The sequence below is a fragment of the [Acidovorax] ebreus TPSY genome (assembly GCF_000022305.1).
In the GTDB taxonomy this organism is placed as follows: domain Bacteria; phylum Pseudomonadota; class Gammaproteobacteria; order Burkholderiales; family Burkholderiaceae_C; genus Diaphorobacter; species Diaphorobacter nitroreducens.
Genome location: NC_011992.1, coordinates 411,185 through 434,273, shown reverse-complemented (window position 1 = coordinate 434,273; position 23,089 = coordinate 411,185). Strand labels below are relative to the sequence as shown.

General features: G+C 68.6%; 20 protein-coding genes. 10 read left to right on the top strand and 10 right to left on the bottom strand.

The features are described from left to right. Positions 1-96 precede the first annotated feature (96 nt). The 3 genes from DTPSY_RS02095 to DTPSY_RS02085 all read right to left on the bottom strand — a co-directional run bounded on the left by DTPSY_RS02095 (position 97) and on the right by DTPSY_RS02085 (position 5,293). Positions 97-768: a response regulator gene (locus tag DTPSY_RS02095; RefSeq protein ID WP_011803893.1), complete on the bottom strand. Its 672-nt coding sequence runs from the start codon at positions 766-768 to the stop codon at positions 97-99. Further along, positions 765-2,681 carry a type IV pili methyl-accepting chemotaxis transducer N-terminal domain-containing protein gene (locus tag DTPSY_RS02090; RefSeq protein WP_012655467.1) on the bottom strand — a complete coding sequence of 639 codons (1,917 nt, stop codon included), beginning with the start codon at positions 2,679-2,681 and terminating at the stop codon, positions 765-767. Before DTPSY_RS02090 ends, DTPSY_RS02095 begins: the two co-directional genes overlap by 4 nt. A gap of 170 nt (positions 2,682-2,851) precedes the next feature. Then, positions 2,852-5,293 (bottom strand): adenosylcobalamin-dependent ribonucleoside-diphosphate reductase, encoded by a 2,442-nt coding sequence (locus tag DTPSY_RS02085; RefSeq protein WP_012655466.1) that lies wholly within the window; start codon positions 5,291-5,293, stop codon positions 2,852-2,854. Between the two features lie 276 nt (positions 5,294-5,569). Here DTPSY_RS02085 and DTPSY_RS02080 point away from each other — a divergent pair, with 276 nt between their 5' ends. Continuing rightward, positions 5,570-6,424 carry a ChaN family lipoprotein gene (locus tag DTPSY_RS02080; RefSeq protein WP_041838936.1) on the top strand — a complete coding sequence of 285 codons (855 nt, stop codon included), beginning with the start codon at positions 5,570-5,572 and terminating at the stop codon, positions 6,422-6,424. A gap of 27 nt (positions 6,425-6,451) precedes the next feature. Here DTPSY_RS02080 and DTPSY_RS02075 read toward each other — a convergent pair whose 3' ends face one another. Beyond that, positions 6,452-8,824: a putative bifunctional diguanylate cyclase/phosphodiesterase gene (locus DTPSY_RS02075; RefSeq protein ID WP_012655464.1), complete on the bottom strand. Its 2,373-nt coding sequence runs from the start codon at positions 8,822-8,824 to the stop codon at positions 6,452-6,454. On the opposite strand from DTPSY_RS02075, the gene purU reads away from it, so the two are divergent. From purU to DTPSY_RS02055, 4 genes are all read left to right on the top strand, one after another. After that, a complete protein-coding gene (gene purU, locus DTPSY_RS02070) occupies positions 8,825-9,673 on the top strand; it encodes a formyltetrahydrofolate deformylase (protein ID WP_012655463.1) in 849 nt (282 codons plus the stop codon). Between the two features lie 24 nt (positions 9,674-9,697). Further along, positions 9,698-10,618: a LysR substrate-binding domain-containing protein gene (locus DTPSY_RS02065; RefSeq protein ID WP_012655462.1), complete on the top strand. Its 921-nt coding sequence runs from the start codon at positions 9,698-9,700 to the stop codon at positions 10,616-10,618. Between the two features lie 175 nt (positions 10,619-10,793). After that, complete coding sequence (locus DTPSY_RS02060) at positions 10,794-12,278, top strand: FAD-linked oxidase C-terminal domain-containing protein (protein ID WP_187148595.1); 1,485 nt, start codon at positions 10,794-10,796, stop codon at positions 12,276-12,278. 92 nt (positions 12,279-12,370) lie between these two features. After that, positions 12,371-12,826, top strand: a complete 456-nt coding sequence (locus DTPSY_RS02055; RefSeq protein WP_012655460.1) for a hypothetical protein — start codon at positions 12,371-12,373, stop codon at positions 12,824-12,826. Positions 12,827-12,885: 59 nt separating this feature from the next. Here the strand turns inward: DTPSY_RS02055 and DTPSY_RS02050 are convergent, their stop codons facing one another. The 3 genes from DTPSY_RS02050 to DTPSY_RS02040 form a co-directional block, all read right to left on the bottom strand. Next, positions 12,886-14,232 carry a DUF445 domain-containing protein gene (locus DTPSY_RS02050; RefSeq protein ID WP_187148593.1) on the bottom strand — a complete coding sequence of 449 codons (1,347 nt, stop codon included), beginning with the start codon at positions 14,230-14,232 and terminating at the stop codon, positions 12,886-12,888. 79 nt (positions 14,233-14,311) lie between these two features. Continuing rightward, positions 14,312-15,448 carry an aminotransferase class V-fold PLP-dependent enzyme gene (locus DTPSY_RS02045; RefSeq protein ID WP_012655458.1) on the bottom strand — a complete coding sequence of 379 codons (1,137 nt, stop codon included), beginning with the start codon at positions 15,446-15,448 and terminating at the stop codon, positions 14,312-14,314. A 38-nt stretch (positions 15,449-15,486) separates the two neighbouring features. Further along, a complete protein-coding gene (locus tag DTPSY_RS02040; protein WP_012655457.1) occupies positions 15,487-16,203 on the bottom strand; it encodes a YggS family pyridoxal phosphate-dependent enzyme in 717 nt (238 codons plus the stop codon). 39 nt (positions 16,204-16,242) lie between these two features. Between DTPSY_RS02040 and DTPSY_RS02035 the strand changes: the two genes are divergently transcribed. The 4 genes from DTPSY_RS02035 (at position 16,243) to DTPSY_RS02020 (ending at position 20,168) form a co-directional block, all read left to right on the top strand. Continuing rightward, positions 16,243-17,286, top strand: coding sequence for a type IV pilus twitching motility protein PilT (locus tag DTPSY_RS02035; RefSeq protein ID WP_011803881.1), 1,044 nt, complete (start codon positions 16,243-16,245; stop codon positions 17,284-17,286). A 76-nt stretch (positions 17,287-17,362) separates the two neighbouring features. Beyond that, positions 17,363-17,992 carry a Crp/Fnr family transcriptional regulator gene (locus tag DTPSY_RS02030; protein WP_012655456.1) on the top strand — a complete coding sequence of 210 codons (630 nt, stop codon included), beginning with the start codon at positions 17,363-17,365 and terminating at the stop codon, positions 17,990-17,992. 46 nt (positions 17,993-18,038) lie between these two features. Next, a complete protein-coding gene (locus tag DTPSY_RS02025) occupies positions 18,039-19,175 on the top strand; it encodes a PilT/PilU family type 4a pilus ATPase (protein ID WP_012655455.1) in 1,137 nt (378 codons plus the stop codon). A gap of 63 nt (positions 19,176-19,238) precedes the next feature. Continuing rightward, on the top strand, positions 19,239-20,168 hold the full coding sequence (locus DTPSY_RS02020) for an NAD(P)-dependent oxidoreductase (RefSeq protein WP_012655454.1): 930 nt from the start codon (positions 19,239-19,241) through the stop codon (positions 20,166-20,168). A 97-nt stretch (positions 20,169-20,265) separates the two neighbouring features. Here DTPSY_RS02020 and DTPSY_RS02015 read toward each other — a convergent pair whose 3' ends face one another. The 3 genes from DTPSY_RS02015 to DTPSY_RS02005 are packed head-to-tail and all read right to left on the bottom strand — an operon-like array spanning position 20,266 to position 21,987. Then, positions 20,266-20,940, bottom strand: a complete 675-nt coding sequence (locus DTPSY_RS02015; RefSeq protein WP_012655453.1) for a BON domain-containing protein — start codon at positions 20,938-20,940, stop codon at positions 20,266-20,268. After that, positions 20,937-21,530, bottom strand: coding sequence for an SIS domain-containing protein (locus DTPSY_RS02010; RefSeq protein WP_012655452.1), 594 nt, complete (start codon positions 21,528-21,530; stop codon positions 20,937-20,939). The genes DTPSY_RS02015 and DTPSY_RS02010 overlap by 4 nt, the downstream gene beginning before the upstream one ends. Positions 21,531-21,588: 58 nt before the next feature. Next, the gene (locus tag DTPSY_RS02005; RefSeq protein WP_012655451.1) at positions 21,589-21,987 is read right to left on the bottom strand and encodes a YraN family protein; all 399 of its coding nucleotides are present in this window, start codon (positions 21,985-21,987) and stop codon (positions 21,589-21,591) included. On the opposite strand from DTPSY_RS02005, the gene rsmI reads away from it, so the two are divergent. Beyond that, positions 21,987-22,925 (top strand): 16S rRNA (cytidine(1402)-2'-O)-methyltransferase, encoded by a 939-nt coding sequence (gene rsmI, locus DTPSY_RS02000; protein WP_041838778.1) that lies wholly within the window; start codon positions 21,987-21,989, stop codon positions 22,923-22,925. The genes DTPSY_RS02005 and rsmI overlap by 1 nt on opposite strands. Positions 22,926-23,089: the final 164 nt, after the last annotated feature.

Here is a 23,089-nt window from a genome sequence, read left to right as displayed (position 1 = left end):
GCCTGCACATCCTTCGCTGGGACACCGCGGGCGGTGCAAAAGGACGAGGGCGGCCTATGCCGCCCTACTCCCTAAGAACTATGCCGGGCTCTGGGGTTATTCCGTGAGGCGGTGGCGGTCCGAGGCGTAGACCGCCGCCTGCACGCGCGAGGACAGTCCCAGCTTGCGCAGAATGTGCTGCACATGGATCTTCACGGTGGTCTCGGCAATGTCGAGCGCACGTGCGATCTCCTTGTTGCTGAGACCGCGCGCAATCTCGCGCAACACGTCTTCTTCGCGCGGCGACAGCACCGACGCGGGCTCTTCCTCTTCGGGCAAGGGCTCGGGCGTGGGCGCCCCCTGGGACTGGAACGCCGCCACCAGCTTGCCCATCATTTCGGGGCTGACCACCGGCTCGCCGCGTGCAGCCCGCCGTATCGCCTGCGCAAGCAGGTCACCGTCAATGGTCTTGAGCAAATACCCCTGCGCGCCGTTGCGCAAGGCGGCCGCCAGATCCTGCCCATCTTCGCTCACCGTGAGCATCAACACGCGGCTGCCCTGCGACGCCTCGCGCAGGCCGGCGATGGCGTCCACGCCGCGCACACCGGGCAGGTGGTTGTCCAGCAGGATCACGTCGGGGCGCAGCGCAGGCAGCAGACGCAATGCCTCCGCGGCGTCCCCGGCCTCGCCCACCACGCGCAGGTCCGGCTGCTGGGACAGCAGCGCCACCAGTCCGCGGCGCAGCAAGGTGTGGTCATCGATCAGGAAAAGCGTGGTGGGAGCATTCATGCGGCGGCGGAAGAAACAAGGGAGAGGGGCAACGCAGGCTCCTCGCGGGTGGTTGGTGGCAGCTCCAGGATTACGCAGGTGCCACCGCCGCCGGGGCGCGAAACCAGCTCCAGATGCGCACCAATGCGCTGCGCGCGTTCACGCATGATGCCCAGGCCCACATGCAGCGAATCGGGTGGCACGCTGTCCGGGTCGAACCCGCGGCCATCGTCCTGCACCTCGAAGCGCCAGCGGGGGTGACGCTGCACCCGCAGCTCCACGCGGCGTGCATCGGCGTGCTTGCGCACGTTGGACAAGGCCTCCTGCAGGATGTGCAGCACCTGGATCTGCACGTCCTGCGCCAGCGGCAGGCCGTGCCCCGCCATGCTCAGCGCCGTGGCCGCGCCGGTCTGGTGTTCGAACTTCGAGAGCGTGGCGCGCAGCGCCGCTTCGATGTCCTCGTCCTGCGTGCGCGTGCGAAAGTGCACCAGCAGCTCACGCACGTCGGCATAGCATTCGCGCACACCGGTATCCAGCTCCGCCATGCTGCGGTCACGCGCCTCGGTGTTGCCCTTCGCCACCGCGTCGCGCAGCAGCTGGGTTTGGATCTTGAGAAAGGCCAGCGACTGCGCGATGGAGTCGTGCAATTCGCGCGCAATGAGGCTACGCTCCTGCGCCACCGCTGCCTCGCGCTCCAGCGCCGAGGCGCGCAGGCTTTCCATGGAAGTGGCCAAGTGGTGCGCCATGGTGGACAGTAGCTCGCGCATCTCCGCCGACAGCTCCAGCGGACTGCGATACAGCAGCGTGACCTCACCCAACAGGCGCTGGTGCATCTGCACCGGGATACTCACCACCGTCTCGAAGCCGGCCTCGCGGCAATGCGGCAACTGCAGGCCCCCGGCAGGCATGATCGGAATCACACGCATGCGCGCCTGGCCCTGCGCCTGTCCGCATTCGCAGGCGCCGGTGACCACACAGTGCTCATGTTCCACCAGCGACTGGGGCAGCCCGTCGGAGGCCAGCAGCACGTAGCGCTCGTTGGCTTCGTCCGACCAGCGCACAGCCGCCGCGTCGCACCCCGCCACGCGGCGGATCTGCTGCACGAAACCCTGGGTCAACTCTTCCAGGCTTCCCGCCTCCGCCGCAAGGGCGCTCACCGCATACAACGCCGCCAGGCGCTGGTTGCGCACTTCGATGGTGGCGGTCTTTTCGCGTACCTTGCGCTCCAGGTCCTCATGCGAGGTCTGCAGCGCATGGGCCATGAGGTTGAAACCCGCCGTCAGCTGGCCGAACTCGTCGTCGGCTTCCACCTCCAGGCGCGTGCCCAGGTCGCCCTTGCGCAACCGCGCCAGGGCCTGTTGCAGCCGCGTGACGGGGTTGAGTACGAGCAGGTAGCTCAGCGCCATGAAGGCCACAGCCGAGCCGATGGCCAACGCCACCATGAACAGGTGGAACAGATGCAGCACCGCCGTGAGGCGCACGATCTGGATCTCGATGGCCTCGACAAAGCTGTCCAGGTCCAGCACGAAGGCATCGGCGCGCGCCACGGCCGCGGCGGTGCTTTCATAGTGCGCGGCGGCTTTCCAGTCGTTTTCGATGAGCAGCCACTGCCGCCGGATGTGTTCGTAGCGCTCGCGCGTGTCATCGCTCCAGGGCACGAACAGCGGCCGGGCGGGGTCACCCGTGCGCAGCAACTCCAGCCCTTCGTTGAAGCGCGTTTCCAGCCGCGCGAATTCCTGGGGCGACTCGTTCTGCTGGGCCAGCACCATGCGCAGCATGTTCATGCGCAGGCGGCCCGCCTCGTTCACCGCAGCGGCGCCCCCCTCCAACTTCCAGGTCACCCACAGCGTGAAGCCGATGGATGCCAGCGCCACCAGCAGGAACACCGTGCCCATGGCCAGCAGCTTGGTGGACAGCGTGGACTTGTTGCGCATGGCGGCAGTGTAGGCACACGCCTTTGAAATGTCTTGATGGAAGTCAAGTTTGCTCAAGCCTACGGCCGCGGCATACAAGCGAAAACATGATTTCGCGCGCTCCCATCAAGCGCGGATAGCTATCATACTGATAGTAAACGCCCTGGCGTTGCCAGGGCATTCCGGTCTGCTCAGCCGCAGCTGCCCAGGGCGCCGCACTGGGTGCAGTAGTCGCAGCCGTCCTTGCGGATCACGGCGTGGGCACCGCACTCATTGCACTTCTTGCCGGCCATGGCCGGAGGCATGCCGGTCGCGGGCGCTGCGGCGGGCTCGTCCAGCGGCAGCACCTGCTGCTGCGGCATGGCACGCTGGGCCAGGATGTTCTGCACGGCATACGCGATGGCGGCCACCTCGGAGTCGTGCCACAGCGGCACGTGGGTGCCGTCGGCCTTCTGGTGCGTGCCCAGGCGCACGGGGCCACGGTCCCAGGCGACCTTGCGCATGTCGGACAACGCGCGCTCCAGGAAGCCGCCGCGCGCGGCCAGCGACAGCAGGCGCATGCTGGAGGTGATCCACTGCTGCGATTCGCCGCTCTGCCCCACGGGCATGAAGAACTCGATGGCGCGGTCCACCGTGCCGCCGCGCCCGTCAGGCACGGGCAGGAAGGAGACGATCAGGTACAGCGTCTTGTGGCCTTCCTGCGTCCAGTACTCCAGCTTCTCCGCCACGGCCGACAGGCCGCCCGTGGGACGGCTCTCGATCATGGTGCGCATGGGGTCCACCACCACCGGGGCGGGCACAGCCTCGGGTGCGGCGGCGGGGGCTGGCGCTGCGGCGGGCGTGACTTCCAGCACAGCGCCCAGGATGCTGTTGGGCCGGTAGGTGGCCAGGCCCTTCAGGCCCGAGTGCCAGGCCTGCATGTACAGGCCCTTGAAATCGGCGTAGGGGTAGTCCTCGGGCACGTTCACGGTCTTGGAGATCGCCGTGTCCACGAAGGGCTGCACGGCCTCCATCATGGCCACGTGGTCGGCGGCCGCCATGTCCATGGCGCTCACGAAATACGCAGGCAGATGGTTCACGTCGCCGCCCAGCGTCTTGTACAGACGCCAGGCGTAGTCCTCCACCACGTACTCGCTCTTGCTGCCGTCGGCCTCGCGCTTGCGGCGCGTGTAGCTCCAGGAGAACGGCGGCTCGATGCCGTTGGAGGCGTTGTCGGCGAAAGCCAGACTCACCGTGCCCGTGGGCGCGATGGACAGCAGATGGCTGTTGCGGATGCCGTGCTTGCGGATGGCCTTCTGGATGTCCGCGGGCAGGCGGCTGGCGAAGGTGCCCTTGGCCAGGTAGCCATCGGCGTCGAACTTGGGGAATGCGCCCTTTTCCTTGGCCAGTTCCACCGACGCGCGGTAGGCCGCGTTGCGCATGCGCTCGGCGATCTGTACCGCCATGTCGCGCCCTTCCCGGCGGTCGTAGCGCTTGCACAGCATGGCCAGCGTGTTACCCATGCCCGTGAAGCCCACGCCGATGCGGCGCTTGGCCGCCGACTCGGCCTGCTGCTGCGGCAGGGGCCAGAAGGTCACGTCCAGCACGTTGTCCAGCGCGCGTACCTGGGTGGCCACGGCCTGCTCGAAGGCATCGAAGTCGAACGACGCCTCGCCATGCAGCCCGAACGGGTTGCGCACGAAGCGTGTGAGGATGATCGGGCCCAGGTCGCAGCAGCCGTAGGGCGGCAGCGGCTGCTCGCCACACGGGTTGGTCGCCTGGATGGTCTCGGTGTAGTGCAGGTTGTTGTCGGTGTTGATCTGGTCCAGGAACAGGATGCCGGGCTCAGCGAAGTCGTAAGCCGACTTCATGATCGTGTCCCACAATTCGCGCGCGCGCACCGTGCGGTACACCCACTGGCCGTCGGCACGCTGGTGTGCGCCCTGGGCCTGCAGCTCCGCACCGGGCGCGGCGCCATGCACCAGCTCCCAATCACGGTCCTGCTCCACCGCCTCCATGAAGGCATCGGGCACGCCCACGGACACATTGAAATTGTTCCAGCGGCCCGGCGTACGCTTGGCGGTGATGAAGTCCAGCACGTCCGGGTGGTCGATGCGCAGCACGCCCATCTGCGCGCCGCGGCGCGCGCCCGCACTCTCCACCGTGGAGCAGGACTGGTCGAAGACGTTGATGTAACTGCAGGGGCCCGAGGCCATGGAGGCCGTGCCCTTCACCAGCGCGCCGCGCGGGCGGATGCGCGAGAAGTCGTAGCCCACGCCGCCGCCGCGGCGCATGGTCTCGGCGGCCTCGCGCAGGGCCTCGTAGATGCCGGGGTAGCCCGCGTCGTCCACGCCCTGGATGCAGTCGCCTACGGGCTGCACGAAGCAGTTGATGAGGGTGGCCTGGATGTCGGTGCCGGCGGCGCTCATGATGCGCCCCGCCCCGATGGCGCCGGCACGCAGGTTGTCCAGGAAGCGCGCCTCCAGGGCCTGGCGCATGTCCTCGCGCTCGACCGAGGCCAACGCCCGCGCCACGCGGCGGAACAGATCCTCGACATCGCTCTCGCCGTCTTTGAAGTATTTCTCCTTCAGCACATCCATGCTGATGGGTTGTGTAGACAGGGCGGGGGCAAGGTCGGTGATTTCACGCTGCATGGAGGGGCTCCGAAAGGGATTCTGACGGGCACGCCGCGGGCAGCCGCGGCGGCGATCCTAGATTTTTACACTGCTCGGGAGCCCGCGCCGCGAACCTGCGTCAAGACCCTGCGGGGGGCACCACACAAAGGCGCCCCTGTAGTCCGCCGCGCTCTCCGTTTCCTGTAGCACGCCAGCCGCCTGGGAAGCGGCCCCGCGCAATTACGCACCCGCATGATCGGCATGCAAGTCGCATTTACGCCCGGTTGCAAGGCAACCACGCCCTACCATTGGCCCATGATTTTCTCGCCGCTGGTTCGTCTCTTGCTCACCGCTTTGGCACTGGTCTGGATCGCAGGCTGTACGACACCCCCCGAGCAGCCACAGCCCACCTCTGGGGCCGAAACGGCCTGGGATTCCCAACTGGAGCGCTGGCCGCCCGTGGACGCCCTACTGCTGGGCGAGCAGCATGACGCCGCCGCCCACCAACAGTGGCAGCGGCACACGGTCCAGTGGCTCGCCGTGCGCCAGCGCCTTGCGGCCCTGGTGTTGGAGATGGCGCCCGAAGGCGCGGGCACCGATGGCCTGCCGCCGGACGCGGGCGCTGCCCAGGTGCGCGCCGCGCTGCAATGGGATGAACAGGCCTGGCCCTGGGACCGCTATGCGCCGGTGGTGATGGCTGCCGTGGCCGCGGGCGTGCCGGTGCGCGGCGGTAACCTGCCGCGCAGCCAGATGCCGCAAGCCATGCGCGACACCGCGCTGGACACGCACTTGCCTCCCGCAGCGCTGGCGCGCCAGCGCACCGCGATCGAGGAGGGCCACTGCGGCCTGGTGCCGGCGCAGCGGCTGATGCCCATGGTGCGCATCCAGTTGGCGCGGGACGCCCGCATGGCGCGCGCCGTGCAGGCCGCCCACCGCCCCGGCCGCACGGTATTGCTGGTGGCGGGCTTCGGCCACGTGCAGCGCAGCCTGGGCGTGCCCACGTGGCTGCCGAGTGATTTCATGTCAAAAGTGGCAATAGCCCAAGCGGGACAAGCGCGAGCAGCTATTGAAAATGAAGCGGATTACATCCACCGCACGCCGGCGCTGACGCCCCACGACCCGTGCGCGGAGCTGCGCGAGCGCTGGCCCGGCCCGCCGCCCGCGCCGTAGCGGACGCTGGCCCCAGCCCGCGCTCGCTCAGCCCGCCATGCCGTTGTGCGCCTGCAGCAGCCGGGCGAACTCCTCCGCCGGCAGGGGGCGGCTGCACAGGTAGCCCTGGTAGGCGTCGCAGCCGCGCTCGCGCAGGAACGCCAGCTGCTGCGGCGTCTCCACCCCCTCGGCCAGCACCGACAGCCCCAGGCTGTGCCCCATGGCAACGATGGCGGCGCTGATGGCCATGTCGTCGGCGCTGCGGGGAATATCGCGGATGAAGCCTTGGTCGATCTTGAGCACGTCGATGGGAAAGCGCTTGAGGTGCGCCAGGGACGAATAGCCGGTGCCGAAGTCGTCCACCGCCATGCGCACGCCCAGCTGCTGCAGGCGTTGCAGCACGGCGCGGATCTCGTCGGGCCGCTCGGCCAGCACCGACTCGGTCAGTTCCAGCTCCAGGCAGCGGGCCGGGAAGCCGCTGGCCTTGAGCGCCTCGGCGGCGCAGGCGGCCACGTCGGTCAACTGGAACTGGCGCGGCGAGAGATTGATGGCCAGGCGGATCTCCGGCAGGCCGTCGGCGCGCCAGCGCTGGCCCTGCTCGCAGGCGGCGCGCATCACCCACTGGCCCAGCGGGCCGATCACGCCCGAGGTCTCGGCCACGGGGATGAAGCGGGCGGGCGAGATCATGCCCTCCTGCGGGTCCAGCCAGCGCACCAGCGCCTCGGCCCCCATGATCCGGCCGGTGACGATGCATACCTGCGGTTGGTAGTACAGCCGCAGGTGCCCCTGCGCCAGGGCCACGCGCAGCCGCGCCTCGATCTCCAGGCGCTCGCGCGCGGCCTGAATGAGCGATTCGTCAAAGAAGCAATACGCGCCGCGCCCGCGGGCCTTGGCGCCGTACACCGAGGAATGCGCGCCCTGCAGCAGCGCCTCGGTGGTCCGCGCATGCGCGGGGAACATGCAGATGCCCACGCTCACGCCCACCACCACCTGGATGCCATCGGGCGTGCACCAGGGCGTGCTGGCCGCGGCGATCAGGTGCCGCGCCACGGCTGCCGCGCCGTCCGCATGGCGCAGGTGGCGGGCCAGCACGGCGATCTCGTCGCCGGCCAGCCGCCCCAGCAGATCGCCCGGGCGCAGACTCTGCTCCACCTGGCGGGTGATGTGCCTGAGCACCTCGTCGCCCACGGCGTGGCCGTAGCTGTCGTTCACGTCCTTGAAGCGGTCCAGGTTCAGGAGCAGCAGGGCCATCTGCTCGCCGCTGTCCTGGGCCTGGCGCACGGCGCTGTCGAGCTGCTCGCCGAACCAGGCGCGATTGGGCAGGCCGGTCAGCGGGTCGCAGTGCGCCAGAAACTCCAGGCGCTGGTGCTGGGCCTTTTCCTCGGAGATGTCGGTGAACATGCACACGTAGTGCGTCACCGCGCCGTCCGCGCCGCGCACGGCCGAGAGCGACATGCGCTCCGGGAACACCTCGCCGTTCTTGCGCCGGTTCCAGATCTCCCCCTGCCAGTGGCCCGTCTGGCGCATGGTGTCCCACATGGCCTCGTAGAACGCCGGTCCGTGCCGCCCCGACTTGAACACACGCGGGTTCTGGCCCAGCAACTCTTCCTCGGTATAGCCCATGAGCCGCGTGACGGCCGGGTTGACCGAGAGGATGCGGCCGTCGGCATCGGTGACCACCACGCCTTCGATGGTGTTGTCCACCACCGTGGCCGCCAGGCGCCAGCGCTGCTCGCTGAGCGCCTGCGCGTCGCGCGCGGCATGCACTTCGCGCAGGGACTGCAGTACGCACACCAGGTGGTCGGGCTCACTCTCCAGGGCCAGCACATGGCTCACGGTGCACAGCACGGGCAGCTGCGATCCATCGCGCTGGTTGCGGCACCAGCGCTCGCCCTGGTAATGGTCGATCTCGCCGGCGCGCAGCCGCTGCAGTTGCCGCTGCGCCCAATCGCTGTCGTGCGGGCGCACCAGCGTGCGAAAGTCGACCTGGGGTAGCGGCTCGTGCGGCGCCACGCCCAGCCATTCACGCAGGCGTTCGTTGGCCCATACCAGGCGGCCGTCCATGCTCAGCCGCGCCATGCCGGCGGGCGCGTGGCGCAGCACCTGCTCCACCCGGCGCGCCAGGGTGCGCCGGCTCCCGCCCCGGCGCCAGCGCAGCAGGAGCCAGCCCAGCAGTGCGCCCGCCAGCACGGCGTCCAGCCCGCTCTTGTACTGCAGCAGGGTCTGCAGCGCCTGCGGCTCCAGGGGCAGATACTGCAAGGCGGCCGCACCCGCCCAGGCCCAGGCCGCACCCATGGCACCAACGGCCAGCGCCAACATCCAGCGGCCCTGCAGGGGCCTCCACGAGGGCCTGCGGCCCGCGCCTTTACTCAGCAATCCACACTCCTGAAGGGGCCTCGCGTGCTGCGACAATCGCAGCATATGACCCATTCCTACATCCTGACACTGTCCTGCCCCGACCGGCTCGGGCTGGTGCACGCCGTCTCCGGCTTCCTGCTGGACCACGGCGGCAACATCGAGGAAGCCGCTCAGTACAACGACCAGGGCACCGGCCTTTTCTTCATGCGCGTGCAATTCGCATGCGAGTCCACCGACGAAGCCACGCTCAAGGCCGAACTGGCCACCTTTGCCGAAGAGCACAGCATGCGCTGGAGCCTGCATGCCACCAGCGCGGCCATGAAGACCGTGCTGATGGTCAGCAAGGAAGGCCACTGCCTCAACGACCTGCTGTTTCGCTACAAGAGCGGTCTGCTGCCCATCGACATCCGCGCCATCATCAGCAACCACCGCGACTTCTACCAACTCGCGGCCAGCTACAACATCCCTTTCCACCACATCCCCGTCACCGCCGCCACCAAGGCGCAAGCCGAGGCCAAGCAGTACGAGATCATCCAGGCCGAGGGGGCCGAACTGGTGGTGCTGGCGCGCTACATGCAAGTGCTGTCCAACGACCTGTGCGCCAAGCTGTCGGGCCGCGCGATCAACATCCACCACAGCTTCCTGCCCAGCTTCAAGGGCGCCAAGCCCTATTACCAGGCGCATGACCGCGGGGTGAAGCTGATTGGCGCTACCGCCCACTACGTGACGGCCGACCTCGACGAGGGGCCGATTATCGAACAAGATGTTACAAGAGCAGATCACACGGATACCGTGGAAGATCTCACCGCCCGCGGTCGGGACACCGAAAGCCAGGTGTTGGCGCGCGCCGTGAAGTGGCACAGCGAGCACCGCGTGCTGCTCAACGGCCACAAGACCGTCGTCTTCCGCTGAACCCGCCCTGCCCCACACGCCGCCATGGCCACGCAATCCCTTTCCATCGCGGCCAAGGCGGCCCTGGACGCCGCCAGCCTGCGGCGCATCCCGCCCATTCAGTGCCTGCTGACCTTCGAGGCGCTGGCGCGCCTGCGCAGCGTGACGCAGACGGCCGATGAGCTGTGCGTCACCCCCAGCGCCGTAAGCCACCGCGTCAAGCAGCTGGAGCAGATCCTGGGCACGCGGCTGTTCGGGCGGGCCGATTTTTCCCTAACCACCGACGGCAGCGCCTATCTGGCCCATGTGCGCGAGGGGCTCACCGCGCTGCAGCGCTTCCCAGGCACGGCAGTGGCGCCGGGCAAGCGCCGGCTGAAGATCGCGGTCACCCCCACCTTCGCGCGCGCCTTGCTCATCCCGCGGCTGCGCCAGTTCACCGAAACCTACCCCGAGATCGACCTGGCCCTGCAGGTCTCCATCCCGCTGCTGGACGTGGTGGCGGAGGACGCGGACCTCGTCGTGCGCTACGGCCCCGGCCACTACGCCGACATGGAGCATGTGGAGATCGCACGCGACGTGCTCACGCCCCTGGCCTCGCCCGGCTTCGTGCGCGAGCACGGCCCCTTCGAGCGCCCCGAGGACCTGGAAGGCCTGCCCCTGCTGCGCAGCCCGCTGGAGCCCTGGCGCAGCTGGTTCGCGGCCGTGGGCCTGGCCTGGGCCGAGCCCAACGAAGGCTCGCAATTCAACGACGTGGGCCTGATGTGCGACGCCGCCGCGGCGGGCATGGGCGTGGCCCCGGTACGGCTCAAGCTCGCCGCGCCCTGGCTGGACCAGGGCACACTGGTACGCCTGTTCGACACCGACGCCCCCAGCCCCTACGCGCACTACCTGTGCTGGCGCACCGGCACCATGGACCGCTGGGAATGCGCGGCCTTCGCGGACTGGCTGCGCCGCACGCTGGGGTAACCCCGCAAGCGGCGCGGCCGTGCGCAAGCCAATTTCTATAAGCCAAATCAGGCTCTAGCGCTTATCCATCAAGCGCCAGTAGCTATTAATAACGCAGCAATTGGCGCAACACGGCTCACGCCCGCCTGCAAGAAAACTCACGCCGCGCGCGCACGCCATGGCCTACAGTCACGCCATGCCCAGCCCCACATCCACCGAACGCGCCCAGCGACAGGCCGAGGTCGTGCAGGCCCTGTCGGCCTGCGTGCCACAGCATGCGCTGCTCTGGCAGCCCGAGGACACCACGCCTTACGAATGCGACGGCCTCACGGCCTACCGCCAGCGCCCGCTGGTCGTGTGCCTGCCCGAAACGGAAGGCGAAGTGCAGGCCGTGCTGAAGACCTGCCACCGCCTGGGCGTGCCCGTGGTGGCGCGCGGCGCGGGCACGGGCCTGTCGGGCGGCGCCATGCCGCATGCCATGGGCGTGACGCTGTCGCTGGCCAAGTTCAACCGCATCCTGGACCTGGACCCGGTCGCCCGCACGGCGCGCGTGCAGTGCGGCGTGCGCAACCTGGCCATCAGCGAGGCCGCCGCGCCCTACAACCTGTATTACGCCCCTGACCCCAGCAGCCAGATCGCCTGCACCATCGGCGGCAACGTGGCCGAGAACTCCGGCGGCGTGCACTGCCTGAAGTACGGCCTGACGGTGCACAACGTGCTGCGCGTGCGCGGCTACACCATGGAGGGCGAGCCCATCACCTTCGGCAGCGAGGCGCTGGACGCGCCCGGCTACGACCTGCTGGCCGCCGTGATCGGCAGCGAGGGCATGCTGGCCGTGGCGCTGGAGGTCACCGTCAAGCTGGTGCCCAAGCCGCAGTTGGCGCGCTGCATCATGGCCAGCTTTGACGACGTGCGCAAAGCCGGCGACGCCGTGGCCGCGGTGATCGCCGCCGGCATCATCCCGGCCGGCCTGGAGATGATGGACAAGCCCATGACCGCCGCCGTGGAGGACTTCGTCAAGGCTGGCTACGACCTGACGGCCGAGGCCATCCTGCTGTGCGAGTCCGACGGCACGCCCGAGGAGGTGGAGGAAGAGATCGCGCGCATGAGCGAGGTGCTGCGCGGCTCGGGCGCCACGGCCATCTCGGTCAGCACCAGCGAGGAAGAGCGCATGCGCTTTTGGAGCGGGCGCAAGAACGCCTTCCCCGCCAGCGGCCGCATCAGTCCCGACTACATGTGCATGGACTCCACCATCCCGAGGAAGCGCCTGGCGGACATCCTGCTCGCCATCCAGGAGATGGAGAAGAAATACCAGCTGCGCTGCTGCAACGTATTCCACGCGGGTGACGGCAACCTGCACCCGCTGATCCTGTTCGATGCCAACGACCCCGACCAGCTGCACCGCTGCGAGCTGTTCGGCGCCGACATTCTGGAAACCAGCGTGGCCATGGGCGGCACCGTGACGGGTGAGCACGGCGTGGGGGTGGAAAAGCTCAACTCCATGTGCGCGCAGTTCACCGTGGAGGAGAACGCGCAGATGTTCGCGCTCAAGGAGGCGTTCGACCCGCAGGGCCTGCTCAACCCCGGCAAGGTGATCCCGACGCTGAACCGCTGCGCCGAGTACGGCAAGATGCTGGTGCGCAACGGCAAGATGAGCCACGCCAACCTGCCGCGCTTCTGACGGCCACCACGCGCGCTCGCGCCCTGGGCTGACAGCGCGGCGCGCAACCAGGTGCCAGCATGGCGCTTTTACCCCTGACAAGGAGGTGCGCCATGCCCGTGTTGTCCCCGTTCCCGTTTCGACTTCCGCGCCGTCTCGCGCCACTGGGTCTGTGTGCCCTGCTGGCCAGCGGCGCCAGCGCCGTGCAGGCGCAGGCCGACAGCGCGCCCCGCCCGGCCGTGCTGCCGCCCGTGCAGACGGCCGGCGCGCTGCACTACCAGTGCGGCGGCATCGGCACGGACGAATCCACCGCCATGCGCGCAGCCATGAAGGACTACCCCCTGTCGCTGCTGTTCGCGCGTGCCGATGGCGCCTACGAGGCCAACGTCGACGTGCGCATCACCCCGCAAGGCGGGGGCGACGCGATGCAACTGCGCGCCGGCGGCCCCGTGTGCCTGCTGCAACTGCCTGCGGGCAGCTACCGTGTGGAGGTACAGGGCGCCGGCCAGAACCACAGCCGCACCGTGCAAGTGGGCCGGGCGCCGCAAACGCTGGATTTTCGGTTCTAAGCAAAATCGGGTCTTAGCGCTTATCCAGTAAGCGCTAGCAGCTACTAATTAGATAGCACTCACGACCCGACCACCGCCGCCCACAACGCGCCCGCGTGCGAGACGGCGAACAGCAGCAGCCCGATGCAGCCGCCCACCACGGTGCCGTTGATGCGGATGTACTGCAGGTCGCTGCCGATGTGCAGTTCCACCAGCCGCGCCATCTCCTGCGCGTCCCAGCGCTGCACCGTAGCGCGGATGTGTTCGGCCACCGACTGCGCCACATCGGGCGCAAAGGTGGCGGCCCACAGTTCCAGGCGCACGTTCAGGCGCACCCGCAGCGCCGCATCACCCGCGAGCGACAGCCCCAGCCACTGCCCCATGTCGGCCACGCGCGCGGACAATGCCGAGTCTTCGTTCATCAGATCGTCGCGCAGCTTCTGGCGCAGGTCGCTCCACAGATCGCGCACATAGCGGCCCAGCACCTCGTCGTTCTGCAGGTAGCCGCGCACCTCGTCGCCGCGGCGCGCCCAATCGGGGTCGGTCTGCAGGCGGGCGATGAGGCGCTGCACGGCGCCGTCCAACGCCTCGCGCAGCTCGTGCTGCGGGTCCTCGGCCACCGCCTTGAGCAGGGTGTCCACGGCGTGCGTGATGGCCGAGGCGCCCTTGCCCGAGAGCCAGTCGGTGGGCAGCACCTTCTGCTTGAGCGGATGCTCACGCTTGATCCACTGCAGCAGCGTGTCGGCCACGAAGGCGCGCGTGTCCTCGGATCGCACCATGCCGCCCAGGCGCTCCAGCAGGTCGTCCAGCAGCGCCTGGTGCCGGCCCTGGTAGGTGAGCGCGCCCAGCGCCGACGCCATGGAGCGCGACAGGTCGATCTTGCCCACCAGCGTGCGCGCGGCCTGGCTCAGGAAGGCCTGGATCTTCGCGTCCTCCACCGTGTCCAGCGCGGTCAGCGCCAGCCTGGCCACCTGCCTGCCCAGCAGGCGCGCGTTGGCCGGTGCCGTGAGCCACTGCGCCAGCATGTTGGCCGGATCGTGGCGGCGGATCATGGTCACGAGCGAAGGCGCGTCCAGGAATTTGTCGCGCACGAACACCGCCAGGTTGCCGCCGATGCGGTCCTTGTTGCGCGCAATGATGTCGGTGTGGCGCTGCACCAGCGGCAGCGGGATGCGCCGAAACAGCGCCGACACCGCAAACCAGTCGGCCAGGGCGCCCACCATGGCAGCCTCCGCCACGGCGCGCACGCAGGCCACGCCCAGACTGGGTGGAAAGAAATAGGTCAGCGCAAAGACGACGACCACTGCCAGCAGCAGGCCGGTGGCCTGGCGCTTGGCCCGGGACAGCTGGGAGGCGCGGCCCGCAAGCGCGGCCGGCTCGGCCGAAGCCGCGGCCTGCGCACCAGGCTCCAGGGGGGACGCATGCATGCGGGAAAGCATAGCCGCGCACCGCGGCCCACGCCACCCCGCGGTTGTAGGAGATGGACGCTTTTGCGCCGCCGGCCAGTCAGCGCGCCGGCGCGACCTGGTCCAGCGCCGCGGCCAGGTGGCCCACCGTGCGGTCCACGTTGTGCCACTTCTCCAGGCCGAACAGGCCCAGGCGGAAGGTCTGGAAGTCCGCACCCTCGCCGCATTGCAGCGGCACGCCCGAGGCGGTCTGCAGCCCCGCCTCGGCGAACTTCTTGCCGCTCTGGATGCCGGGGTCGGTGGTGTAGCTCACCACCACGCCCGGTGCCTCGTAGCCCGCAGCCGCCACGCTGGGAAAGCCCCGCGCCTGCAGCAGCGCGCGCACCTTGGCGCCGAGTGCGATCTGCTCGTCGCGCACCTTGGCAAAGCCGTAGTCGCGCGTTTCCAGCATCACGTCGCGCAGGCGCACCAGCGCATCGGTGGGCATGGTGGTGTGGTAGGCGTGCTGGCCCTTTTCGTAGCCCTCAGCGATCTGCATCCACTTCTTGAGGTCGCACGAGAAGCTGGAGCTCTGCGTCTGCTCGATCGCCTCGCGCGCGCGGGCCGACAGCATCACCATGGCGCAGCAGGGCGAGCCGCTCCAGCCCTTTTGCGGCGCGGAGATCAGCACGTCCACACCGGTCTTTTCCATGTCCACCCACATGGCACCGGAGGCCACACAGTCCAGCACGAACAGCGCGCCCACCTCGTGCGCGGCGTCGCTCACGGTGCGCAGGTAATCGTCGGGCAGCAGGATGCCACTGGCCGTCTCCACATGCGGGGCGAACACCACCTTCGGCCGCTCGGCGCGGATGGCGGCGGCCACCTCACTCGCCGGGCAGGGCACCCAGGGCGCCTGTGGACCGTCGCCCTGGCGGCGCGCCTGGCAGACCACGGCACCACCGCCCAGCCCGCCGGCGTCGAAGATCTGGCTCCAGCGGTAGCTGAACCAGCCGTTGCGCACGATGAGCACCTTCTCGCGGTTGGCGAACTGGCGTGCCACGGCCTCCATGCCGAAGGTGCCGCTGCCGGGCACGAGCACCGCCGTGTGCGCGCGGTAGACCTCCTTGAGCGTCGCCAGGATGTCCTGCATCACGCCCACGAAGCGGCGCGACATGTGGTTGAGCGCACGGTCGGTATAGACCACCGAGAATTCGAGCAGGCCATCGGGATCGACGTCGGGCAGCAAACCGGGCATGAGGGAATCTCCGTCAAAACTAGATGACGGCCAGCTTATCAGGCCGGGTAGTGGCGCGCACCGAAGATGCCGCTGCCCACGCGCACCATGGTGCTACCGGCGCGCACCGCGGCCTCCAGGTCGCCGGTCATGCCCAGCGACAGGGTATCGACCGCCTCGAACCCCGGGCCGCCCTGCGCGCGCAGGGTGTCGAACACCTGGCGCACGCGCAGCAGCACGGCCAGTTGCGCGGCCTCGTCGGGCGCCGGGTCGGGGATGCTCATGACGCCGCGCAGCGTGAGCCGCGGCAGCGCTGCCACCGCCTGGGCCAGAGCCAATGCCTCCTCGGCCGGCACACCGGCCTTGGTGGCGCCACCATCCACGTTCACCTGGATACAGACCTGCAGCGCGGGCAGGTTGTCGGGACGTTGGTCGGACAGACGCTGCGCCGTCTTGGGGCGGTCCACCGTGTGCACCCAGTCGAAGTGCTGGGCCACCAGGCGGGTCTTGTTGCTTTGCACCGGGCCGATGCAGTGCCACTCCAGCGCCTGCGGCAGCCCGAGCGCCGCCACCAGAGCCATCTTTTCCACGGCTTCCTGAATGTAGTTTTCGCCAAACCGCCGCTGGCCCGCCAATGCCGCGTCACGCACGGCCTCGGGGCCGAAGGTCTTGGAAACCGCCAGCAGCGCCACGGCATCGGGTGGCCTGCCGGCAGCCGCGCAGGCGCGCGCGATGCGCTCCCGCACATTCTGGAGGTTGCTGGCAATCGTCGTCATAATGTTCGCCCAAGCGTATCAAACGATAAGAGGGAATCCGTGGACATCACCCAATTGCTCGCCTTCAGCGTGAAGAACAAGGCGTCCGACCTGCACCTTTCCGCCGGCCTGCCGCCCATGATCCGGGTCCACGGGGACGTACGCCGCATCAACGTCGATGCACTGGACCACAAGACCGTCCACGCCATGGTGTACGACATCATGAGCGACGCCCAGCGCAAGACCTACGAAGAGTTCCTGGAAGTGGACTTTTCCTTCGAGATCGACGGCCTGGCGCGCTTTCGCGTCAACGCGTTCAACCAGAACCGCGGCGCGGCCGCGGTGTTCCGTACCATTCCGAGCAAGATCCTGACGCTGGAGCAGCTCAACGCGCCCAAGATTTTTGCCGACCTGGCGCTCAAGCCGCGCGGCCTGGTGCTGGTGACGGGCCCCACAGGCTCGGGCAAGTCCACCACCCTGGCGGCCATGGTCAACTACCTCAACGAAAGCGAGTACGGCCACATCCTCACGGTGGAAGACCCGATCGAGTTCGTGCACGAGTCCAAGAAGTGCCTGATCAACCAGCGTGAAGTCGGCCCGATGACGCTGTCGTTCGCGGCCGCGCTGAAGTCCGCCCTGCGCGAAGACCCGGACGCCATCCTGGTGGGCGAAATGCGCGACTTGGAAACCATCCGCCTGGCCATGACCGCCGCGGAAACGGGCCACTTGGTGTTCGGCACGCTGCACACGTCCAGCGCCGCCAAGACCATCGACCGGATCATCGACGTCTTCCCCGCCGAAGAAAAGGAAATGGTGCGCGCGATGTTGTCGGAGTCGCTGCAGGCGGTGATCTCGCAGACGCTGTGCAAGACCAAGGACGGTTCTGGCCGCGTGGCGGCGCACGAGATCATGCTGGGCACGAGCGCCATCCGCAACCTGATCCGCGAGGCCAAGGTGGCGCAGATGTACTCCACCATCCAGACCAGCAACAGCGTGGGCATGCAGACGCTGGACCAGAACCTCTCCGACCTGGTGCGCCGCAACATCATCAGCCCGGCCGAGGCGCGCAGCAAGGCCAAGATTCCCGAGAACTTCCCCGGCTGACCCCCCTCCAAGGCGGGCCCGCACACTTTTTCACTACCAGGCTCGTTGGTACACGAGCCCGCATCGGAGCCCCATCATGAAAGGCATTCTCGGCCTGCTCAAGTCCAAAAACCGCAAGTCCGGCGAGGAGAGCACCGACTCGGTGTTCTTCACCACCGCATTTGCCGGCCAGGGCGTGGAGCAATCACAACTGGTCCCCTGGGAGGCGCGCGCCGTCGAAGTCGATGTCAAGCGCCTGCCCCAAAGCCGTGGCGGCAGGCTGCTGCAATCGCTGTGGAGCAAGGACAAGTACATGGCGCACCTGGACCACGACGCCGTGGAACGCATGGAGCGCTTCTTCGAGTTCGCCTCCGTTGCGCCCAACCGCGACCTGATCCGCCAGGACGAATACGGCAACTTCATGGTCGTGCTGCTCACGGGCACCATCGCCGTGGACCGTGTCCAGCCCTGGGGAGAGCAACTGCGCCTGGCCGAGACGCGGCCCGGCGATATCCTGGGCGAGATGTCGCTGCTGGACAGCGGCATCCGTTTTTCGGCGTGCACCACGCTCACGGAATGCGAGATCGCGGTGCTCAGCGCCGAGGCGCTGGATGAGATGATGGCCCACGACCCGCAACTGGCCGCCAGCCTGGTGGCCCTGCTGGCGCGCAAGCTGTCGCAGCGCCTGCGCGTGGTGAGCGCGCGTCTGAGTGAAAATCAACGCTGAACAGCCCGGCACAACAACACAAGGCTGACGACCAAGGGGGTATGGGATGGAACGGGATCAGGCGAGTAAATTCATCAACGATCTGCTCAAGCTGATGGTCAGCCGCGGGGGGAGCGACCTTTTCATCACGGCGGAGTTTCCGCCGGCGATCAAGGTCGACGGCAAGGTCACCAAGGTCTCTCCCCAGCCTCTGACGCCCAACCATACGCTCACGCTGGCGCGCGCCATCATGAGCGACAAGCAGGTGGCCGACTTCGAGCGCACCAAGGAGTGCAACTTTGCCATCTCGCCCGCGGGCGTGGGCCGGTTCCGCGTGAACGCCTTCGTGCAGCAGGGCCGCGTGGGCATGGTGCTGCGGACGATTCCGCTCACGCTGCCCACCATCGACGGCCTGGGCGTTCCGCAGGTGCTCAAGGAAGTCACCATGACCAAGCGCGGACTGTGCATCCTGGTCGGCGCGACGGGCTCGGGCAAGTCCACCACGCTGGCCGCCATGCTGGACTGGCGCAACGAGAACTCCTTCGGCCACATCATCACGGTGGAAGACCCGGTGGAATTCGTGCATCCGCACAAGAACTGCGTGATCACGCAGCGCGAGGTGGGCCTGGACACCGACAGCTGGGAGGCGGCCCTCAAAAACACCCTGCGTCAGGCGCCGGACGTGATCCTGATGGGCGAAATCCGCGACCGCGAGACCATGGAGCACGCCGTGGCGTTTGCCGAAACCGGCCACCTGTGCCTGGCCACGCTGCACGCCAACAGCGCCAACCAGGCGCTGGACCGGATCATCAACTTCTTCCCCGAGGAGCGGCGCGCCCAGTTGCTGATGGACCTGTCGCTGAACCTCAAGGCACTGATCTCGCAGCGCCTGATTCCCAAGCAGGACGGCAAGGGGCGCGCGGCCGCCGTCGAGGTGATGCTGAACACGCCGCTGATCGCCGACCTCATCTTCAAGGGCGAGGTGGCCGAGATCAAGGAAATCATGAAGAAGAGCCGCAACCTGGGCATGCAGACCTTCGACCAGGCACTGTTCGACCTGTTCGAGGCCAACGTGATCAGCTATGAGGATGCCCTGCGCAACGCCGACTCGGTGAACGACCTGCGCCTGCAGATCAAGCTCAGCAGCCAGCGTGCCAAGACGACGGACCTGGCCTCGGGCACCGAGCATTTCGCCATCGTCTGATACCCACACACTCGCCCCCCCGGCCCGCCCCTGCGGGCCTCTCTTTTTGACGGAGCCCAACCCATGAGCAGCAGCATCAATCCCCGCACCTACGATCCGGTCCCCGCACGCCGCGTGGCCTTCCTGGGCTTGGGCGTCATGGGCTACCCGATGGCGGGGCATTTGGCATCGGCGGGCCATACCGTGACGGTGTACAACCGTACCGCTACGAAATCAGAAGCATGGTGCGCTGAATTCAAGGGCGTTGCAACCGTAAAACATGCCAAGACGCCGCGCGAGGCCGCACAAGGCGCGGACATCGTGTTTTGCTGCGTGGGCAATGACGACGACCTGCGCTCCGTGGTGCTCGGGGCCGACGGCGCGTTCGCCGGCATGCAGCAGGGTGCGGTCTTCGTGGACCACACCACGGCATCCGCGGCGGTGGCGCGCGAACTCTATGGCGCCGCCCGCACGCTGGGCCTGCAGTTCATCGACGCGCCGGTCTCCGGCGGGCAGGCCGGCGCGCAAAACGGGCAACTGACCGTGATGTGCGGCGGCGACGCTGCAGCCTTCGATGCCGTACGCCCCACGGCGATGGCCTTCTCGCGCGCGTTCACCCGCATTGGCGACAGCGGCGCCGGCCAACTGGCCAAGATGGTCAACCAGATCTGCATTGCCGGCCTGGTGCAGGGTCTGTCCGAGGCGATCGCCTTCGGCCAGCACGCGGGCCTGGACATGCCGCTGGTGCTCGACGTGATCGGCAAGGGCGCTGCCCAGAGCTGGCAGATGGACAACCGCGGCAAGACCATGGTGGAGGGCCGTTTTGACTTCGGCTTTGCCGTGGACTGGATGCGCAAGGACCTGGGGCTGGTGCTCGACGAAGCCAAGCGCAACGGTGCGCGTCTGCCGGTCACGGCGCTGGTGGACCAGTTCTATGCCGACGTGCAGCGCGCCGGCGGCAACCGCTGGGACACGTCCAGCCTGATCACCCGCCTGGCGCCCAAAAAAGACTGAGGCCCCAGACGCACTGCCCGCGCAGGGCGGGCAGTGGTTCAATCACCTGTCACAAGGCGCGGATGGTGCCGACCTGTTCGGCGCGAGCAGCCCGTGCTCAGGGCTTGACTGGCTGCGCCGCCGCGGCGGGGTCCTGCGAGACGGGCGCGGGCTGCTGCGCCGCGCCACCGCGGATCAGTTCCTCTTCGGAGATCACCTCGAACACGCGCACGACCTTGCGTACGCCATCCACGCCGCGCGCGATCTCCGCGGAGCGCTTGGCTTCGCGCTGCGTGACACGGCCCATCAGGTACACCACGTCGCGCTCGGTGACGACCTTGAACGCATTGGCAGACAGGTCCTTGGCGTCCACGAGGCTCGCGCGCACCTTGGTCGAGATGAAGGCGTCGCGCGAGCGCTGCGTCAGCGAGGACGCGGGCATCACGCCCAGGTCGTTGACCACCGAGCGCACGTTGTCCACGCCTTGCGCGATCTGCTCCACCTTCTGGCCGTCGGCGGCCGTGGGCACTTCGCCCGTCAGCAGCACCTGGCGGTTGTAGCTGGTCACGTTCACGTGCACGCGGTCGCCCAGGGTCTCACGGATGCGGCTGGCGGTGCGCATCTCGATGCCTTCGTCCTCCACCTGGGTGCCGGTGGTGCGCCGGTCGGTCGCCATCAGGGTGCCGACCACGGCACCGCCGCCGATGACCAGCGGCGCGCAGCCGGCGAGGCTGCCGGCCAGGGCCGCGGCCGCGAGCGCGGCGCTAGAAATTCGCAGCAGGGGAAATGTCATAGAGGAATCTCCTGTTCTCCAAGTAACTGGGCGTCCACGCCGTCGCACAGGCAGTGCAGCACCAGCGCATGCACCTCGCGCACACGGGCGGCTCGGTCGTGCGGCACGCAGATCTGGACATCGGTCTCGTGCAGCAGCGCGCCCAACGCCCCGCCGTCGCGGCCACACAGGGCGACCACGGTCATGTCCCGCTCATGGGCGGCCTGCACGGCCTGCAGCAGGGCTGGCTCGTTGCCGCCGATGGTGATGACCAGCAGCAGATCTCCTGCCTGCCCCAGGGCGCGCACCTGGCGCGCCAGCACGGCGCTGTCCGCTACGGCGCTGGTGCCGGTGGCCAGGGCATCGGGCACCAGGGCCAGCGCCGCCAGTTCGGGCCTATCGCGCTCGAAACCGGCCACGCAAAAGGCCGCGAACTGCAGGGCCTGCGCGGACGAAGGGCCGCTACCGCAGGCCAGCACCTTGGCGCCGTTGGTCACACAGGCCCAGATGGCCTGCACGGCTGCGCTGATGGGATGGCTGAGCGCCTGGGCCGACTGGTATTTCAGGTCGGCGCTGTCGATGAAATGCTGTTGGATGCGTTGCTCAAGCATGGGCCGTGAATGATACCTGCGGGTATCGCGGCGCCTGTAGCAAACGGTAGGCCGCGCGCTACGCGGCGTCGAATGCGCCGCGCAGCCACTGCAGCCGGTCGCCCTCGATGAGCACCGCATCGAAGCGGCACGGCGGCGGTGCGGGCCAGCGCAGCAGGTAGTGCTGCGCAGCAAAGACGATGCGCCGCTGCTTGGCCACGCCGATGCTGCCGCCCGCGCCGCCGTAGGCGCTGGCGCCGCGGCTGCGCACCTCCACGAACACCAGCGTGCCGTCGCGCTCGCGCAAGATCAGGTCGATCTCTCCGCCGCCGCGCCCCGGCGTCCGATAATTGCGCTCCACCAGCGCCAGGCCCGCCGCCGTGAGATGGGCCAGCGCGCGGTCTTCCGCCGCCTGCCCCGCGGCGCGCGTGGTGCGCGCGGGCGCACTGCCATTCACCTTCTTGCCGAGGAATCCCATTGAGCGCCTCTTTTGCCTCTGCCTTGAGCGCCGCGCGCGATGCGGCGGCCGCGCAGCATTATCCGCAGGGCGCCCTGTACGTGGTCGCCACGCCCATCGGCAACCTGGCCGACATCACACTGCGTGCGCTGCACGTGCTGCAGCTGGCCGACACGCTGGCGTGCGAGGACACGCGCCACACCCAGTCGCTGCTGCGCGCCTACGGCATCGACAAGCCCTCCGACCGCCTGCTCGCGCTGCACCAGCACAACGAAGCGCAGGCCGCGCAGATGGTGGTGCAGCAACTGCAGGCCGGCCAGCGCGTGGCATACGTGAGCGACGCCGGCACGCCCGGGGTGAGTGATCCCGGCGCGCGCCTGGTGGCGGCCGTGCAGGCCGCGGGGCTGCGCTGCATTCCCTTGCCGGGGGCCAGCAGCGTGACGAGCGCGCTGAGCGTCGCGGGCGCGGTGGCCCCCACCGCCGACAGCGGCGGCTTTCTGTTCGCGGGCTTTCTGCCGCCCAAGGGCGCCGAACGCGCGGCCGCGGTGCAGCGCCTGGCGGCCGAGCCGCGCTGCGTGGTACTGCTGGAGGCGCCGCACCGCATCGCTGCGCTGGCCGACACACTGGCGGACCTGGGCGAGCGGCCGGTGACGCTCGCACGCGAACTCACCAAGCAGTTCGAGGAAGTCTCCACGCATCCCGCGCGGGAGCTGGCCGCCTGGCTGGCCGGCGCTCCCCAGCGGGTCAAGGGCGAGTTCGTGGTGCTGCTGCACCCGTTGGCGGCCACGCAGGGCGACGGCGCGGAGGCCGAGCGCGTGCTGCGCCTGCTGCTGGACGAGCTGCCGACCAAGACCGCGGTGAAACTGGCGGCCGACATCGCGCACGCCTCGCGCAACACGCTGTACGAGCGCGCGCTGCAGATCAAGCGGGACGCAGAGGCCGCGGGCGAACACGGCTGAATCGCGCCGGCGCCCCGGTGCCGGCAGCGCCAGCGCCCCATCCGACCGGCATGCGCCACGGGCACGGCGCCGCTGCATGGTCGGCGCGGGCACGCCCCTCATTTCAAGCCGAATTGACATCCAGCGCTCATCCATCAAGCGCAAGGTGCTATCAATTTGATAAA

What these genes read in the sequence shown, in the direction of transcription:
- DTPSY_RS02040 (WP_012655457.1), bottom strand. Translation starts at nt 16,203, where the DNA reads ATGACGACGATTGCCAGCAACCTCCAGAATGTGCGGGAGCGCATCGCG.
- DTPSY_RS02045 (WP_012655458.1), bottom strand. Translation starts at nt 15,448, where the DNA reads ATGCCCGGTTTGCTGCCCGACGTCGATCCCGATGGCCTGCTCGAATTC.
- DTPSY_RS02010 (WP_012655452.1), bottom strand. Translation starts at nt 21,530, where the DNA reads ATGCTTGAGCAACGCATCCAACAGCATTTCATCGACAGCGCCGACCTG.
- DTPSY_RS02050 (WP_187148593.1), bottom strand. Translation starts at nt 14,232, where the DNA reads ATGCATGCGTCCCCCCTGGAGCCTGGTGCGCAGGCCGCGGCTTCGGCC.
- DTPSY_RS02060 (WP_187148595.1), top strand. Translation starts at nt 10,794, where the DNA reads ATGCCCAGCCCCACATCCACCGAACGCGCCCAGCGACAGGCCGAGGTC.
- DTPSY_RS02090 (WP_012655467.1), bottom strand. Translation starts at nt 2,681, where the DNA reads ATGCGCAACAAGTCCACGCTGTCCACCAAGCTGCTGGCCATGGGCACG.
- DTPSY_RS02085 (WP_012655466.1), bottom strand. Translation starts at nt 5,293, where the DNA reads ATGCAGCGTGAAATCACCGACCTTGCCCCCGCCCTGTCTACACAACCC.
- DTPSY_RS02030 (WP_012655456.1), top strand. Translation starts at nt 17,363, where the DNA reads ATGAAAGGCATTCTCGGCCTGCTCAAGTCCAAAAACCGCAAGTCCGGC.
- DTPSY_RS02095 (WP_011803893.1), bottom strand. Translation starts at nt 768, where the DNA reads ATGAATGCTCCCACCACGCTTTTCCTGATCGATGACCACACCTTGCTG.
- DTPSY_RS02080 (WP_041838936.1), top strand. Translation starts at nt 5,570, where the DNA reads ATGATTTTCTCGCCGCTGGTTCGTCTCTTGCTCACCGCTTTGGCACTG.
- DTPSY_RS02075 (WP_012655464.1), bottom strand. Translation starts at nt 8,824, where the DNA reads ATGCTGCGATTGTCGCAGCACGCGAGGCCCCTTCAGGAGTGTGGATTG.
- DTPSY_RS02020 (WP_012655454.1), top strand. Translation starts at nt 19,239, where the DNA reads ATGAGCAGCAGCATCAATCCCCGCACCTACGATCCGGTCCCCGCACGC.
- DTPSY_RS02055 (WP_012655460.1), top strand. Translation starts at nt 12,371, where the DNA reads ATGCCCGTGTTGTCCCCGTTCCCGTTTCGACTTCCGCGCCGTCTCGCG.
- DTPSY_RS02015 (WP_012655453.1), bottom strand. Translation starts at nt 20,940, where the DNA reads ATGACATTTCCCCTGCTGCGAATTTCTAGCGCCGCGCTCGCGGCCGCG.
- purU (WP_012655463.1), top strand. Translation starts at nt 8,825, where the DNA reads ATGACCCATTCCTACATCCTGACACTGTCCTGCCCCGACCGGCTCGGG.
- DTPSY_RS02025 (WP_012655455.1), top strand. Translation starts at nt 18,039, where the DNA reads ATGGAACGGGATCAGGCGAGTAAATTCATCAACGATCTGCTCAAGCTG.
- DTPSY_RS02065 (WP_012655462.1), top strand. Translation starts at nt 9,698, where the DNA reads ATGGCCACGCAATCCCTTTCCATCGCGGCCAAGGCGGCCCTGGACGCC.
- DTPSY_RS02005 (WP_012655451.1), bottom strand. Translation starts at nt 21,987, where the DNA reads ATGGGATTCCTCGGCAAGAAGGTGAATGGCAGTGCGCCCGCGCGCACC.